The following is a 13,372-nucleotide window of genomic DNA, read 5'->3' on the forward strand; positions in this document are numbered from 1 at the left end:
TATTGCCTCTATTTCGATTGACTGTTCATCTGATCATGACGGGTTTGAATTTCAGCGGGCCAGGTTGACTTTATATAAGCGAGCACGGCAATGATTTCGTCGTCTTCCAAGACGCCTTCATAAACAGGCATATCTGTTTCATAGTCTGGGTTGTTTGTGAGCTTTGCGAGACCAAACTTGGTGATCGCCATGAGTAGCTCGTCGCGGTGATGCCACGTGTGCCCGGTTTCGTCATGGGGCGGCGCGGGTAAGCGACCTGAGGCCTTGCGGGTTTGCCAATTCGCTTCGCCCTTCAAATCGTCGCCATGACAGGCGGCGCAGCTTTCTTTGTAAACCTCTTGACCTTTTGCGATTACAGTCTCGTCCATATATGGAAACAGCGACCCCTCTGGTAACTCAGTTTGCGAAATACCCGGACTTGCCCAAATGACGGCCGCCAGAGCGGCCATTGCGACTGCGCTTGAAACGATAGGTTTTGTTTTCATCTTTTCCTCACACCACGACAATCGGGGTCTTATTCGGCACCCGTTGATACAGATCGATGATGTCGTGATTAAACAAACGCACACATCCGCTGGAAACCGCTTTGCCGATGCTCCAGTACTCTGGCGTGCCGTGCAAACGATAAAGCGTATCTTTGCCGTTCTGAAAAATGTAAAGCGCGCGGGCGCCTAGCGGGTTTTTAAGACCCGGTGGCATACCGCCGTTCTTGTAGCTGTATTTTTCCAGCTCAGGCTGACGCGCAATCATTTCTGTAGGAGGTGTCCAAGTGGGCCACTTTCGTTTCCATTGGATTAAGGCTCGTCCTGACCACGCAAAGCCAGCCCGGCCCAGCCCCACACCATACCGAATGGCCCTACCTTTGGGTTGCACCAAATAGAGGTAGAACGCTTTTGTATCTACCACCACTGTGCCAGGTTGTTCGTTGGTGCGATATCGCACTTCTTGTCGGTAAAATTGTGGTTCGATTTTTTGCGGATCAATTGCTGGAATTGCAAATTGCTCACGAGGTAAAGGTCCGTACATTGAGGCGGCGGCATCGGATACTTCCACAGCACTCTTCTGTGCGCTGTCACCGGAGGCACAGGCACCAAGCAACCCTGTCAGCGTAAGAGCTGAACCGGTTCGAATGAACGTCCGCCGAGACGGAGATGGGATGTCAATAGTCATAAATATAGCCACATAGATTTGCGGTAGCGTTCACGAAAAACGCAGCCATTTGAAGAAAATTGTTGAAATCTTTTGACTAGGTGGCGGGAATAGGAGGCGGACCATCCAGCGACAATACAATCGCGCGAAGGAGATTGCTGTTGTTCGTTTCAGGTATGGGTTTATAACGGCCGGAAAACATCGCTGTGGTGCTAATCATTGCAACCGAGCAATGGTTAGCACAGTGTGATTTGGCGTGATCGAGGACTTCGGATTGGCAGCAAACTTCATTGCCCTGCATTTCAGAGACAACAAATTCGTGAGTCAGCGAAGAGTCGGATTGCGCGTCAGCCGCTGCCAACACCGTCTGTGTGGACAATAACAAACAAGATACGATTATTGCAATGGGCGTGCGCATACGGTCTCTTACGGTGTTTAGTGCCTCAAATCTACCACGCTGAGGAAAACGTGAACAAATAGTAACTTAAAACTCTCAACCATTCGTTCATGCCAGCTGGTGTGTGTTCAAGCAAATTGAAGATAGCGATGGCCGCCATCGTGGTTGGGCCTTAGGAGTGCCATCGCTTTAGTGTACAATGACCAATCAGGTCCGCTTTTTTGACGGATCATATGCCAGCAGTCTCAAAGCATTTAGTGTCACCAGGACGGTTGCACCGGTATCAGCCAAAATTGCTATCCAAAGACCAGTGAGCCCGAGCACAGTTGTCACGAGAAAAATGGCTTTCAAGCCCAGAGCGATGGTAATATTCTGTCTGATATTGTGCATGCCCGCACGAGCCAATCGGATCATTGCTGGCACGTCACTTACACGGTCCCTAAGGATTGCTGCATCTGCGGTTTCAAGAGCAACATCAGTTCCTGATCCCATTGCGACACCCACAGACGCTTGCTTGAGGGCAGGAGCATCATTGATGCCATCACCAATCATCATGACACCGCCTTGGCTGTTCATTGAGCGAATATGTTCGAGCTTATTTTCAGGCAGCAGGCTTGCTCGAAAATCCATCCCTAGGCTTCCAGCGATTGCCGCAGCAGTTCGCTCATTGTCCCCGGTTAGAATAATGGACTCGATGCCAAGGGACTTAATTTGTGCAATAGCATCAATTGCATCGCTGCGCGGTTCGTCCCGCATGGCGATCAGTCCAAGTGGCCTATTCTCTCGATAGACCACGACAACAGTTTTCCCTTGCTTTTCATAAGTAGCGGCAACTGCCACAGTTTCATTATTTATCGCATTGTTAGACTGCGCAAATATTGGACTTGTTACCCACGCAGGCATTCCGTCAACGTTTGCCTGCACACCTTGCCCCATCAGCGCTTTGGCTCCACTTGTTTTTAGTGGTGCATACCCTTCCATTTCGGCTTTTCGCAAAATTGCGACAGCAAGTGGATGGCTAGAACCTGTTTCTACCCCAGCCGCGGTCTCCAAAACTTCTTTGTTGGAAACATCGCCAAGTGCAACAATGTCCGTGACCTCCGGGCGGCCATAGGTGAGTGTTCCTGTCTTATCAAACGCTATTTGGCTGATTTTAGCGGCGGCTTCAATTACTGCGCCGCCCTTGAATAGCAATCCCTTTTTGGCGCCGGATGAAAGGGCCGAAGCTATAGACGTTGGCACCGATATAACGAGTGCACACGGACAACCAATGAGTAGCAATGCCAATCCACGGTAAATCCAAGTATTCCAGTCTTCACCAAATGCTAATGGCGGAAAGAGGATGACCAATGCAGAGGCCACCACAATAGTAGGCATATACCAACGGCTAAACCGATCAATAAATCGTTCCGTTGGCGCACGGGCAGATTCCGCCTCTTCCACAAGCTGGATAATGCGCGAGATCGTATTGTCTTGCGCTGTTTTTGTGACCTGAATTCGTAGTACAGCTTCGGTGTTGATAGATCCGGCGAAAACATCATTCCCAGGAGCTTTGGCTACAGGTATGCTTTCGCCAGTGACCGGGCTTTCGTCCAACCCGCTAAATCCTTCGATAATTTTACCATCAGCTGGCACGCGGTCACCTGGTCGCACCACCACTATCTCGCCAACTTTCAGGCTTTCAGCTGAAACTTCTCTCGTTAAACCCTCAACCTCGAGTAACGCCGTTTTGGGAACAAGCTGAACAAGTGCTCTTATACCATCCCGCGCTTTATTAGCCGCTACACTTTCAAGAAGTTCGCCAACAGCAAAGAGGAACACGACAAGCGCCGCTTCCTCGGCCGCATCAATAAACAATGCTCCGGTCGCCGCAATCGTCATGAGCATTTCTATGGTAAAAAATTGACCTGTCGTCAGGGCCGCAAATGCTCTGCGCGCAACTGGTATCAACCCGATCAAGCAAGCAGCGAGGAAACCCCACTTTCCTAGCTCCGTATTGACACTTAAATTAAAAACCCAAGCCAGAATCAGCAAAATGCCGGTTCCTATTACCAGACGGCCTTTTGCTGTTTGATGCCATGTTTTTTCTACGTCAATTGGATCCGCATGAGTATGCTTTGACGTATGGTGATTACTAGCTTGATCCGGTGCTTCGGCTTCATCAAATTTCCCAGCATCCGATCTTCGCCGTTCAATGCCATACCCTAGTTTCTTTACCACATTTTCGATTTTGTCTGAACTACCTGTATCTAGGTCGAGGTCAAGCTTTAGCTTTTCTGACATAATAGAAACGTTTATTGCGCTAACGCCAGGAAGCCGTTCCACCGCATTGGTAATCTTTGAAGCGCACGAACCGCAATCCATGCCTGAAACAGTCCATTCGCAGGCTTCTATGTTTTTCGATGCCATTGGTTCTTTCCCCGGATTATTTAAGGTAGAATCACATATACAACCTCTAGTCACTCGAGGTTCAAGCCTAAAGTTTGTTTCGGGAAGACAAACTCACAACCAGTGGCTGCAAAATTGAATACCAAGGCTACCAAGCTGCATATCGCTATCAAACTCTACGTAGCGAACCATTTAGCAAGCCAGTATTTTGAAGAATTAGTTCGTAGCACCGCCACATTCTACAAAACAGGAGGGCAATGATGAGCAATCTCTAAAATACAATGGCTTCTGCTGGTTTGGCTTTGTGTTCGGGTTCAATGTGAATATGCACTGTACTTCCAACAATCTCACGTTTTAATGAAAGTTCAATCCGATCGCAGATTTCATGGGCTTGTACCACTGTCATCTCACCGGGCACTATCAGATGAAACTCGATAAAAATGCGCCGACCTGCAAGCCGTGTGCGCACATCGTGCGCTTCAATCGCTCCTTCTGCCTGAGCAGTAATAGTGTTCTGAATAAGCGCTAATTTATCTGGTGAAACGGCTTCGTCCATCAGGCCGCCAACTGACTCTCTGATAAGTTTCCAACCTGACCAGAGAATGAATATCGCCACACTGGCGGCCATCAACGAGTCGAGAAGCTGCCAGCCGGTCAAAAAAACCAACCCAACACCAACCAGTACGCCTACCGATGTAAATACATCGCCGAATAGGTGTCTACCATCTGCGACTAAAGCGGGCGACCGCCACTCCAATCCTCTACGGATCAGAACCCAAGACCAGAATCCGTTCAACACAGACGCAGTTGCTGTTAGCGCTAAACCAGTTGCAGACATGTTCAGAGGCGTAGGATTGAATGCCCCGCCGTATGCCTCTCGCAGAATGAAAAGCGCGGCAACGACAATCAAAACCCCTTCACCGACAGCTGCGAAATATTCAACTTTCGTGTGTCCAAATGGATGGTTGTCGTCAGGAGGTGCGGCGCTAATCTTTAATGCGATCACCGCCACACCAGCCGCCGCAATATTTACGATGCTCTCAATGGCATCGGAAAACAGGGCAACACTGCCTGTCAACAGATAGGCTAGATACTTTAGTCCAAGAACTACAAAAGCAATCAGAATGCTGCAATACGCCAATTTTACGGTTTTGTGCAAATGGAAGGCTCCTAGAACCACCTAGTGAATCGAGAACACAACTATGCTTCCGAGTAACCCATAAGATGCTTTGCTGCAATGACTTGAAAGCATTAGCTCGTCGTGGAAAATGGTTGGCGCCCCAGTATTTCGGCTTAAACACTTTGCCTTTCTAATTAGCCCTCTACGACGCTGGGTGAAAATTCTGAAGGGGCTTGATCCTCTAGTGGCTAGAGGGATTATGTTACCCCAAATTTGTTGTTTAGAGGAAGTAAGTCATGTCTCACGATGCCAGTCACGCCCACATTGATCCCAAGTCCGGCGACCGCCGTGTTACTATTGCCATTTGGGCAAATGCACTTCTAACAGTCGCGCAGATTGTCGGCGGTATATTTGCTGGCAGTTTGGCTTTGATTGCTGACGCGTTGCATAACTTTTCGGACATGGCCGCGCTCCTAATCGCCTTTGCCGCGCGAAAAATCTCACGAAGGCCGGCGAACAAACACATGAGTTTCGGATATGAACGGATAGAGGTAGTTGCTGCGTTGGTAAACTACACCACGCTCATTCTGGTCGGCGTGTTTTTGATTTATGAAGGCAGTATGCGCATGGTCGACCCCCCGCAAGTTCAAGGGTGGACAGTTGTGATTTTGGCATCAATTGCGCTTGGCGTTGATACGCTGACGGCTCTGCTCACCTATTCGATGCAAAAGGGTAGCGTAAATATTCGGGCTTTGTTTTTGCACAACCTTAGCGATGCACTGGCTTCCTTGGCAGTCATTGTCGCCGGTACGCTGATCATCCTTTACGACATGTGGTGGATAGACCCCGCGATAACAATCGGCATAGCGGTGTATATTCTGTATTTGTCGATAACCGAGATTGGTGGACCAATCCGAACGCTTATGCTCGCTAGCCCAACAAACATTGACAGTGACAAAATCACGGAGGCTGTCCGCGACACCGATGGAGTAATTGACGTCCATCACGTGCATTCCTGGCAGATGCAGGAAAACACTCCTGCCTTTGATTGTCACGTAATCGTTGCGGCTAGTATTTGGGAGCAAGTTGAGGATTTGAAGGTGAGGATCAAGCAACGGCTAAAACGTGAGTTTGGCATCAACCATTCGAGTCTTGAGTTCGAACACGAAGATAGAGCTTGCGAAAACGCCGAACTCTATGGGCATGGAACCATACAAGACTAACCGGCGAAGCAGGCTCATCAAACCTTTCAATGCTCGGGGCGTCGAAGGTCCGGTGGAATGTATAAAGAAATAAACATCAGAGGAGTTTAGAACGTGTCTTACAAAATCTCTGGTTGGATCGCCAACGCATTGCTAGGATACGCAGCAAGGAAGCCGAACCCGACATTTGAAAAGTGTGTCGAAACACAAAAAGAGTTGCTTCTTTCGCTTGTTGGCAAAGCAAGTCGAACGCGGTTTGGAGTTGACCACGACTTTGCTGACATTAAAGATGTCACGCAATTTCAAGCCCTGGTTCCAATGCGCGACTATTCCGAATTTTGGGAAAAATATTGGAGCAAGACATTCCCAATTCTTGATGACGTCACATGGCCGGGTCGCATCCCATATTTTGCTAAGACGTCGGGAACAACGACGGGGAAAAGCAAATTCTTGCCATGTTCACTGGACAGGGTCAGCGCTGACAATAAGGCTGGATTACAGGTTATAATTGAACATCTCCGATCAAGACCCAAAAGCAAAGCAATGTTTGGTCGCTATTTCATGTTTGCTGGGAGCCCCAATTTGGAGAATCTCGGCGACGGTATTTATGCAGGAGAACTCAGCGGTATCTCTGCCAACGAGCGACCTTTTTGGGCAGGCTCTAGTCGCTATTATCCGCCTAATGCTTTGGCACAAATCACAGACTGGAACGAAAAGGTTCGCTTGCTATCAAAAGATTGTTTAGACAAGAACATTCGGGCCATTAGTGGGTTGCCTTCTTGGTTAAAACTATTGCTTGTGCGTGTTTTCGAAAATGCGCCTGAACGCAGGCAGCAGCTTCGAGAGTTTTTTCCTGACTTGGAATTGATTGTTCACGGCGGCATGAGTTTCGATCCGTATAGAAACTTCTTCAACCAAATTAATGAACACGAGCATGTCGACTTTCGAGAGATTTATGCGGCAAGCGAAGGCTTTTTTGGTGTCTCGGACCAAATTCCAGAAGAAGGTATGCGGCTAATCTCCGACAGTGGCGTGTTTTATGAGTTTGTGCGTCTGGACGAGTTTTACTTGCCTAACCCAAGGCGGTACTGGCTGCAAAATATTCAAAATGGTGTTGACTACGCTTTGATTGTTTCGACCTGCGCAGGGCTTTGGAGTTATGTAGTTGGCGACGTCATAAAATTTACAAACAAAGACAAACTGCGTTTTAAATTCAGTGGTCGTCTTTCTCAGACGCTTTCGACATTTGGAGAGAAAGTCCTCAACGAGGAAATAGAGCAAGCTGTTTCCACAGCTGCGTCTAGCCTTGGATACAACATCGATGATTTTTGTGTCTATTCAGCCTTCGTTGATGATAAAAAATCGATTGGCCGCTACCAATTCTTTATTGAAACAGACACCACTGATAACCAAGCAATCAAGCTTTTGGCAGAGTCTATCGACGACTATTTGAAGAAAACAAATTCTGGGTATGACACAAGACGCAAAAATAACTTGGGTATTGTTGAGCCTGTCGTGAACTTGATGCGCAAAGGGACGTTCGAATTTTGGATGTCTTCCAAAGGCAAAGCCGGCGGACAGCATAAAGTACCTAGGATAATCAACATGCAGCAGTCCGCAGAGCTCCAGTCATTGGCACAAACCCGACAAACTTCGGCGTCCGGCATCTAGCTATCAAAACTATATGCCGGAAGCTCGCCTACAACACCACCTGTTCGAAGCTTTCTTCGCTTGCTGGAATAGCAGGTACGTTGCCAGTTCTTATTTTTTCGACACGTCTATTCATCCAGTGCCGAACAATTCCATTATAAAGCAGACCACGCCAACCTGTTAGCTGCTTGTGATCTGCATAAAGATCGTCCGGCGCGTCGAACACGCCAAAATCTTGGTTTATGCCGGTTTTCTGTATGAAAGTGTCTTTACCTTTCCATTCGACATCAGGGCTTTGCAGACAGTCTGTGCCTGCGCCGTATGCGCATAAGCTGTTTTGCCCGGGGAATTCTCGCTGAAGTGCATCAAGAACCAATTGATCTAAAATGAACCCCTCTAGTTTTATCCACTTTTCTTCAAAAAGCACCTCAACCCACGAGTGCAATATGTTCTCTGGCACGATGGGGTAAAACAATTCGGGAACAACGCCTCGTTGAAGGCTCTTGTGAATGGTGAAGCCACGAAACTTGCATGGTATGTCAAGGCCACGCAGAAGGGCCATCAACAAAGTCGTCTTAGTATTACACTGACCAATCCCATCACTTAGAACATGCGAAGCAGGAATATCGTCTGACGAATTGTAGCCGAACTTTATCTCATTACGCACGAAGTCATAGGCAGCACCAATTTGATCATACGGGTCCAAGTCTCTCCATCCGCGGGCATCAATAAGGTCTTGGAGAACTCTAGAGTTGAAGTCCAATATCGGTGTTTCTGTAAGATATTTCTCAGTCATTTTCCAGTCCACATCACGTTACAAAACTTTATCAACTAGCACAGCGTAATACCTCTAGCCACTAGAGGGTCAAGACCATTTTTCGAGTGCAGGCTTGCTCAATGTTCCCTTGGTCCGGGGTTCACTATCGGCAGCTTTGGGCTTATTCTGTTGAAAAACTCTTCTTGATTATGTGGCGTCTTGCTGATTCAATTTCCTTGTTGATCATGGGGAATTTGAACGATGATGGGACCGCGTAAAGAAGCACAGTCCGCGCTGTTTTATGAGTTTTGTTTAGAAGATAATGTGCCTGACGAGCACTTGTTACGCTGCATCGAGGCTATCATTGATTTGTCGAGTTTACGTCAGCACCTTGCGCCTCATTACAGTTCAACCGGACGCCCTTCGATCGATCCTGAACTGATGATCCGTATCCTGCTGATCGGCTACTTGATGGGCATTCGTTCTGAGCGACGGCTTTGTGATGAAGTGCATTTGAACCTGGCCTATCGCTGGTTTTGTAAGTTGGATTTGACCGATGAGGTTCCAGACCATTCTACCTTTTCGAAGAACCGACATGGCCGCTTTCGTGACAGCGAGCTGTTGCTGCATGTGTTTGAGAATGTCGTTGCTCAATGCATTGAGTTTGGTTTGGCTAGCGGCGAACGTTTGGCAGCCGATGCCAGCATAATTGCTGCAGACGCAAATCGCCAAAATTCTTCTCTGCAAGAAGATTGGGACCCTGAGACCATTGATCCGACATCTGCCCCACGAGCCGTTCGGGAATATCTCGAGACGCTTGATGATGCCGCTTTTGGCGCAGCCAGCCCTGTAAAACCCAAATACACTTCGCATTCAGATCCTGCAGCTCAATGGACTGGTGCACGCGGCGGGTCAGCTTATTTTGCATATTCCGCCAATTACCTTCTTGATACAGACAATGCGATCATCCTGGACGTCGATGCTACGCGGTCCATACGGCAGGCCGAGGTCAGGTCTGTTCAGATCATGATTGATCGACTGAAACGCAAGCACGATATGAAACCGGAGCGATTGATCGCTGACACGGCCTATGGAACTGGTCCTATGTTGGAATGGTTGGTTGTTGAGCGCGGAATTGCGCCACATATCCCTGTCTTTGACAAGTCAGGTCGCAAGGATGGAACGTTTGAACGGGCTGACTTCACCTTCGATGAACAAGGTGATCGTTACATCTGTCCAGCCGACAAAGAGCACAAGCAACATCTTCGAGCCTTCACTACACCAAGATCAGGTCCAAACAAAGATGCAACCCTTCGGTATCGTGCACAAAAGTCTGACTGTGATGCCTGCGCACTAAAACCAAAATGCTGCCCCAAACAAGCAGCACGTAAAGTCACAAGAACAGTCTTTGAAAACTCACGCAATGAAGCACGCCGTTTAGCTCAAACGCATCAATATGCTATCTCGCGAAAACTGAGAAAGAAAGTCGAGATGTCGTTTGCCCATCTCAAGCGAATACACGGCCTAAGCCGGCTCCGATTACGTGGGCCATGTGGTGCAAATGATGAGTTCCTCCTCGCTGCAACCGCTCAGAACCTCAAAAAACTAGCAAAATGGGCAACAAACCCAATGCCAATACGAAGCCCCGTGTAAATCGGCAGTGAACAACACTTATCTGTATTCTGAGAATGCAAAACTGAGCGAGTTTTTCAACGGAATAGGCTCAAAGCGGCGGTTGACGGCAATAAAGAATTGAGCACATTCACCTGGGGACTAAGATAGATACCCGAAGTGAAAGCACCAAAAAAAGGAAACTACAGCGCTTCTATCATTTATGGACTAGAATCGCCGTATGCACGAGATTTTCCAAAATCACTTTGTTCTGGAAATTCTATACATTTCCGCCGTTTATGCTATGTTTTCTGAGGTTTTGCCCCATTGGCTTTGACTCTTACGGTCCAGCCAATGTCCGCCAAGTAGGTGCCCTCCTAACTGGAGTGAGACATCTCTAAATAGCCAACCCAGAGCCATTTCTATTTAGCTTTGACACGGAGTGCGGTCCGATGCGCATAGGCGGTGTTTGGAATAAATTCAACTACCTATAGTTGTTGGGCGTGTGATTGGGGCTAACGGCAACTGAGTGACTTCGCATGGCCGTGTAGCGCAAAACTTGTTCTTCTGTTTTTATCAATCGTTTGACGCGTGGGAAAGCTAAAGCAGTTATTGGATTCCATCGTTTTGCAGGGCTAGCAATCGAACTGTCTGAGCCCATCTCAGACCTCAAAATTTTGATGCTTAAGTGCCGCTATGTGCGAGAAGTGGCATAGAGGAACACATTCAAGTTCTAATCCCACGCTCGTATACTAGCTATTCTAGTGCCTTACTCGGCAATTTCAAATCGAATGCTTTGCTGAGTGGCATGATTGGAACAATTTTTGGCAATAATCGAAGACTTTCCGGTCAGATAAATGCTGGCGTTTTGCTTTTCACCCAATACGAAAATGCAGATATTGGAAGACCCATTGTCTTGGGCAAACAGATTTCGTGGACTTTGGGCACAAACCGTATGGCGAGAGTATAGTTAATGCGTTACATTCACTGTATTAACATCAGTATTTGGGGTTAATGTATGAAATTTACCGCATTAACATCAAATTATCTTGAATTGCATATAATGCGTCATATATGCTTCATTATAGAGGTTCTTAGTCGTTAGTGAGTGAAATATGACGCACAAAATAGATTTTAGTCTCGCTTCAAGCGAAATGATTGAAGATGCCCTTAGCCAGAGTATTGAGGACATGCGCCTGCGAAGGAATATCACGCAAAAAAGTCTCGCAGAAGAAGCAGGTGTGTCACGCAGCACAATCACACGGCTTGCCCAAGACGGTAAAGGAATTTCTCTTAATAGCTTCATTCGAATTCTCAAAGCCCTTCAAATCGCAGACAATCTGAAAGTCCTGTTACCGGATCCATATATAAGTCCGTTGGAAGAGCTGAAAAGAGAAAGCCAACCGGAACGCCAACGGGCAAGAACCAAAATCAAAGACCAGAAAAAGTGGACATGGGATGATGAAGGAGATTCATCATGACAACAGCCAGTGTTGAACTTTGGGGTAAGCAAATCGGGGCTGTGACTTGGGATGCCAGTCGAGGGATTGGTGTCTTTCAGTATACACCTGAATTTGAAGCAAGCCGAATTGAGGTGTCACCCATACGGATGCCATGGCGTGAAGCTCCTTACGAGTTTCAGAGTCTATCGCGGGATACGTTCAAAGGATTACCGGGAATGCTTGCCGATAGCCTTCCGGATAAATTCGGGAACGCCCTTATCAATGTCTGGCTTTCAAGTCAGGGCCGAAACGAAGGGAGCTTCAATCCAGTTGAACGTCTTTGCTATACCGGAACACGCGGGATGGGAGCACTTGAATACAAACCAGCCACCATCGGCACGCCTACGAAAGCTCGAACGGTTGAAATTCACCGCCTTGTAGACCTTTCAAACCGAATTTTGAATGAACGGGAAAACCTGGCGGGTACACTAAGCGGCGGAGAAGATGACGCCCGCTATATCGAAGATATATTACGTGTGGGAACTTCTGCAGGCGGTGCCCGCGCCAAAGCCATCTTGGCATGGAACGAAACAACCGGAGAGTTTCAATCCGGACAGGTGCAACCCGGAAAAGACTTTTCGCACTGGTTGATAAAGTTCGACGGTGTAGACAAAAACAGCGACAAGGAATTGACTGACCCACAGGGTTTTGGGCGAATCGAGTATGCTTATTACCTCATGGCGAAGGCTGCAGATATTACAATGATGCCCAGCCGCCTCCACGAAGAAGGTGGGCGTGCTCACTTCATGACCAAGCGCTTTGACCGAACTGAGCGCGGCGAAAAACTGCATTACCAATCATTAGGTGCGTTGATGCACTACGATTTCAATGTTGCTGGCGCCCATTCCTACGAACAAGCCGTTCAAACCATCAAAACTCTGAAGTTACCCGCTATAGATCGTGAGCAACAAGTACGCCGAGCGCTATTCAACATCATTGCTCGCAACCAAGACGATCACGTCAAGAACATAGGGTTCGTCATGGATAAGGAAGGAGAATGGCGTCTCTCACCAGCATTTGACGTCGCGTATAGCTACAACCCCTATGGTGACTGGACTTCTAAACACCAAATGAGCCTGAATGGAAAACGAGATAATTTCGACATGAATGACTTGGTTGCCTTCGCTCAAAGCGCAGGCATAAAGGCGCGCACCACGAAAGGAATTGTCGCAGAGATTGTCGAGGTTGTAGCGTCCTGGAGCGAGTATGCAGATGAAGCAGGTGTGCTTGATGAACATGTTGATCAGATCAAGCGTGCCGTCCGGGTCTCGGCGTTTTCATGAGAACCGAGAAACGGATGCCATTTCGGCAAAACACCCTATAATCCTTCAAAAAGACCCAAGGTTAAGCGTTTCAAAATTACAGCTTATCTCAAAATGTCAGGTACCCTTGAAGCGCTTCCTGAAGACTCTGAACAAAAAACATCCGCTGTGGGTCAGAACCAGCAATTAGATAGATATTTCGATGTCGTTACTAAGTCCACTAAGCCGCCGCTTATATCTTTGTGCTTGAGACCCACTGGTACGTTGTTATGATGTAGTTGTGACCGGCGCGGAGGACCAGGCTGCAAAGGTTATATCTAAAGCGAAAGCTGCG

At 47.8% G+C, this 13,372-nt stretch carries 11 protein-coding genes; 5 read left to right on the forward strand and 6 right to left on the reverse strand.

Features of this window, described 5'->3' with window-relative positions; translation table 11 throughout:
* Positions 1-8: 8 nt before the first annotated feature.
* The 5 genes from O4H47_RS13440 to O4H47_RS13460 form a co-directional block, all read right to left on the reverse strand.
* Entirely contained in the window at positions 9-485 is a 477-nt protein-coding gene (locus tag O4H47_RS13440; protein ID WP_269394513.1) for a c-type cytochrome, read from the reverse strand.
* Positions 486-492: 7 nt separating this feature from the next.
* Positions 493-1,170, reverse strand: a complete 678-nt coding sequence (locus O4H47_RS13445) for a L,D-transpeptidase family protein (RefSeq protein ID WP_269394514.1) — start codon at positions 1,168-1,170, stop codon at positions 493-495.
* 76 nt (positions 1,171-1,246) lie between these two features.
* On the reverse strand, positions 1,247-1,567 hold the full coding sequence (locus tag O4H47_RS13450; protein WP_269394515.1) for a hypothetical protein: 321 nt from the start codon (positions 1,565-1,567) through the stop codon (positions 1,247-1,249).
* Between the two features lie 186 nt (positions 1,568-1,753).
* Entirely contained in the window at positions 1,754-3,955 is a 2,202-nt protein-coding gene (locus O4H47_RS13455) for a heavy metal translocating P-type ATPase (RefSeq protein ID WP_269394516.1), read from the reverse strand.
* 250 nt (positions 3,956-4,205) lie between these two features.
* A complete protein-coding gene (locus tag O4H47_RS13460; RefSeq protein ID WP_269394517.1) occupies positions 4,206-5,093 on the reverse strand; it encodes a cation diffusion facilitator family transporter in 888 nt (295 codons plus the stop codon).
* Between the two features lie 257 nt (positions 5,094-5,350).
* Here O4H47_RS13460 and O4H47_RS13465 point away from each other — a divergent pair, with 257 nt between their 5' ends.
* Complete coding sequence (locus O4H47_RS13465) at positions 5,351-6,277, forward strand: cation diffusion facilitator family transporter (protein WP_269394518.1); 927 nt, start codon at positions 5,351-5,353, stop codon at positions 6,275-6,277.
* Positions 6,278-6,370: 93 nt separating this feature from the next.
* Entirely contained in the window at positions 6,371-7,927 is a 1,557-nt protein-coding gene (locus O4H47_RS13470; RefSeq protein WP_269394519.1) for a GH3 family domain-containing protein, read from the forward strand.
* 28 nt (positions 7,928-7,955) lie between these two features.
* Here O4H47_RS13470 and O4H47_RS13475 read toward each other — a convergent pair whose 3' ends face one another.
* The gene (locus O4H47_RS13475) at positions 7,956-8,702 is read right to left on the reverse strand and encodes a transglutaminase-like domain-containing protein (RefSeq protein ID WP_269394520.1); all 747 of its coding nucleotides are present in this window, start codon (positions 8,700-8,702) and stop codon (positions 7,956-7,958) included.
* A 222-nt stretch (positions 8,703-8,924) separates the two neighbouring features.
* On the opposite strand from O4H47_RS13475, the gene O4H47_RS13480 reads away from it, so the two are divergent.
* The 3 genes from O4H47_RS13480 to O4H47_RS13490 all read left to right on the forward strand — a co-directional run bounded on the left by O4H47_RS13480 (position 8,925) and on the right by O4H47_RS13490 (position 13,059).
* Positions 8,925-10,316 carry an IS1182 family transposase gene (locus tag O4H47_RS13480; RefSeq protein ID WP_269394521.1) on the forward strand — a complete coding sequence of 464 codons (1,392 nt, stop codon included), beginning with the start codon at positions 8,925-8,927 and terminating at the stop codon, positions 10,314-10,316.
* Positions 10,317-11,389: 1,073 nt separating this feature from the next.
* Positions 11,390-11,755: a helix-turn-helix domain-containing protein gene (locus tag O4H47_RS13485; protein ID WP_269394522.1), complete on the forward strand. Its 366-nt coding sequence runs from the start codon at positions 11,390-11,392 to the stop codon at positions 11,753-11,755.
* Positions 11,752-13,059, forward strand: a complete 1,308-nt coding sequence (locus O4H47_RS13490; RefSeq protein WP_269394523.1) for a type II toxin-antitoxin system HipA family toxin — start codon at positions 11,752-11,754, stop codon at positions 13,057-13,059. The genes O4H47_RS13485 and O4H47_RS13490 overlap by 4 nt, the downstream gene beginning before the upstream one ends.
* Positions 13,060-13,372: the final 313 nt, after the last annotated feature.

Origin of the sequence: Maritalea porphyrae (assembly GCF_027213965.1) — a bacterium.
Taxonomy (GTDB): Bacteria; Pseudomonadota; Alphaproteobacteria; order Rhizobiales; family Devosiaceae; genus Maritalea; species Maritalea porphyrae_A.

What these genes read in the sequence shown, in the direction of transcription:
- O4H47_RS13440 (WP_269394513.1), bottom strand. Translation starts at nt 485, where the DNA reads ATGAAAACAAAACCTATCGTTTCAAGCGCAGTCGCAATGGCCGCTCTG.
- O4H47_RS13445 (WP_269394514.1), bottom strand. Translation starts at nt 1,170, where the DNA reads ATGACTATTGACATCCCATCTCCGTCTCGGCGGACGTTCATTCGAACC.
- O4H47_RS13450 (WP_269394515.1), bottom strand. Translation starts at nt 1,567, where the DNA reads ATGCGCACGCCCATTGCAATAATCGTATCTTGTTTGTTATTGTCCACA.
- O4H47_RS13455 (WP_269394516.1), bottom strand. Translation starts at nt 3,955, where the DNA reads ATGGCATCGAAAAACATAGAAGCCTGCGAATGGACTGTTTCAGGCATG.
- O4H47_RS13465 (WP_269394518.1), top strand. Translation starts at nt 5,351, where the DNA reads ATGTCTCACGATGCCAGTCACGCCCACATTGATCCCAAGTCCGGCGAC.
- O4H47_RS13475 (WP_269394520.1), bottom strand. Translation starts at nt 8,702, where the DNA reads ATGACTGAGAAATATCTTACAGAAACACCGATATTGGACTTCAACTCT.
- O4H47_RS13480 (WP_269394521.1), top strand. Translation starts at nt 8,925, where the DNA reads ATGATGGGACCGCGTAAAGAAGCACAGTCCGCGCTGTTTTATGAGTTT.
- O4H47_RS13485 (WP_269394522.1), top strand. Translation starts at nt 11,390, where the DNA reads ATGACGCACAAAATAGATTTTAGTCTCGCTTCAAGCGAAATGATTGAA.
- O4H47_RS13490 (WP_269394523.1), top strand. Translation starts at nt 11,752, where the DNA reads ATGACAACAGCCAGTGTTGAACTTTGGGGTAAGCAAATCGGGGCTGTG.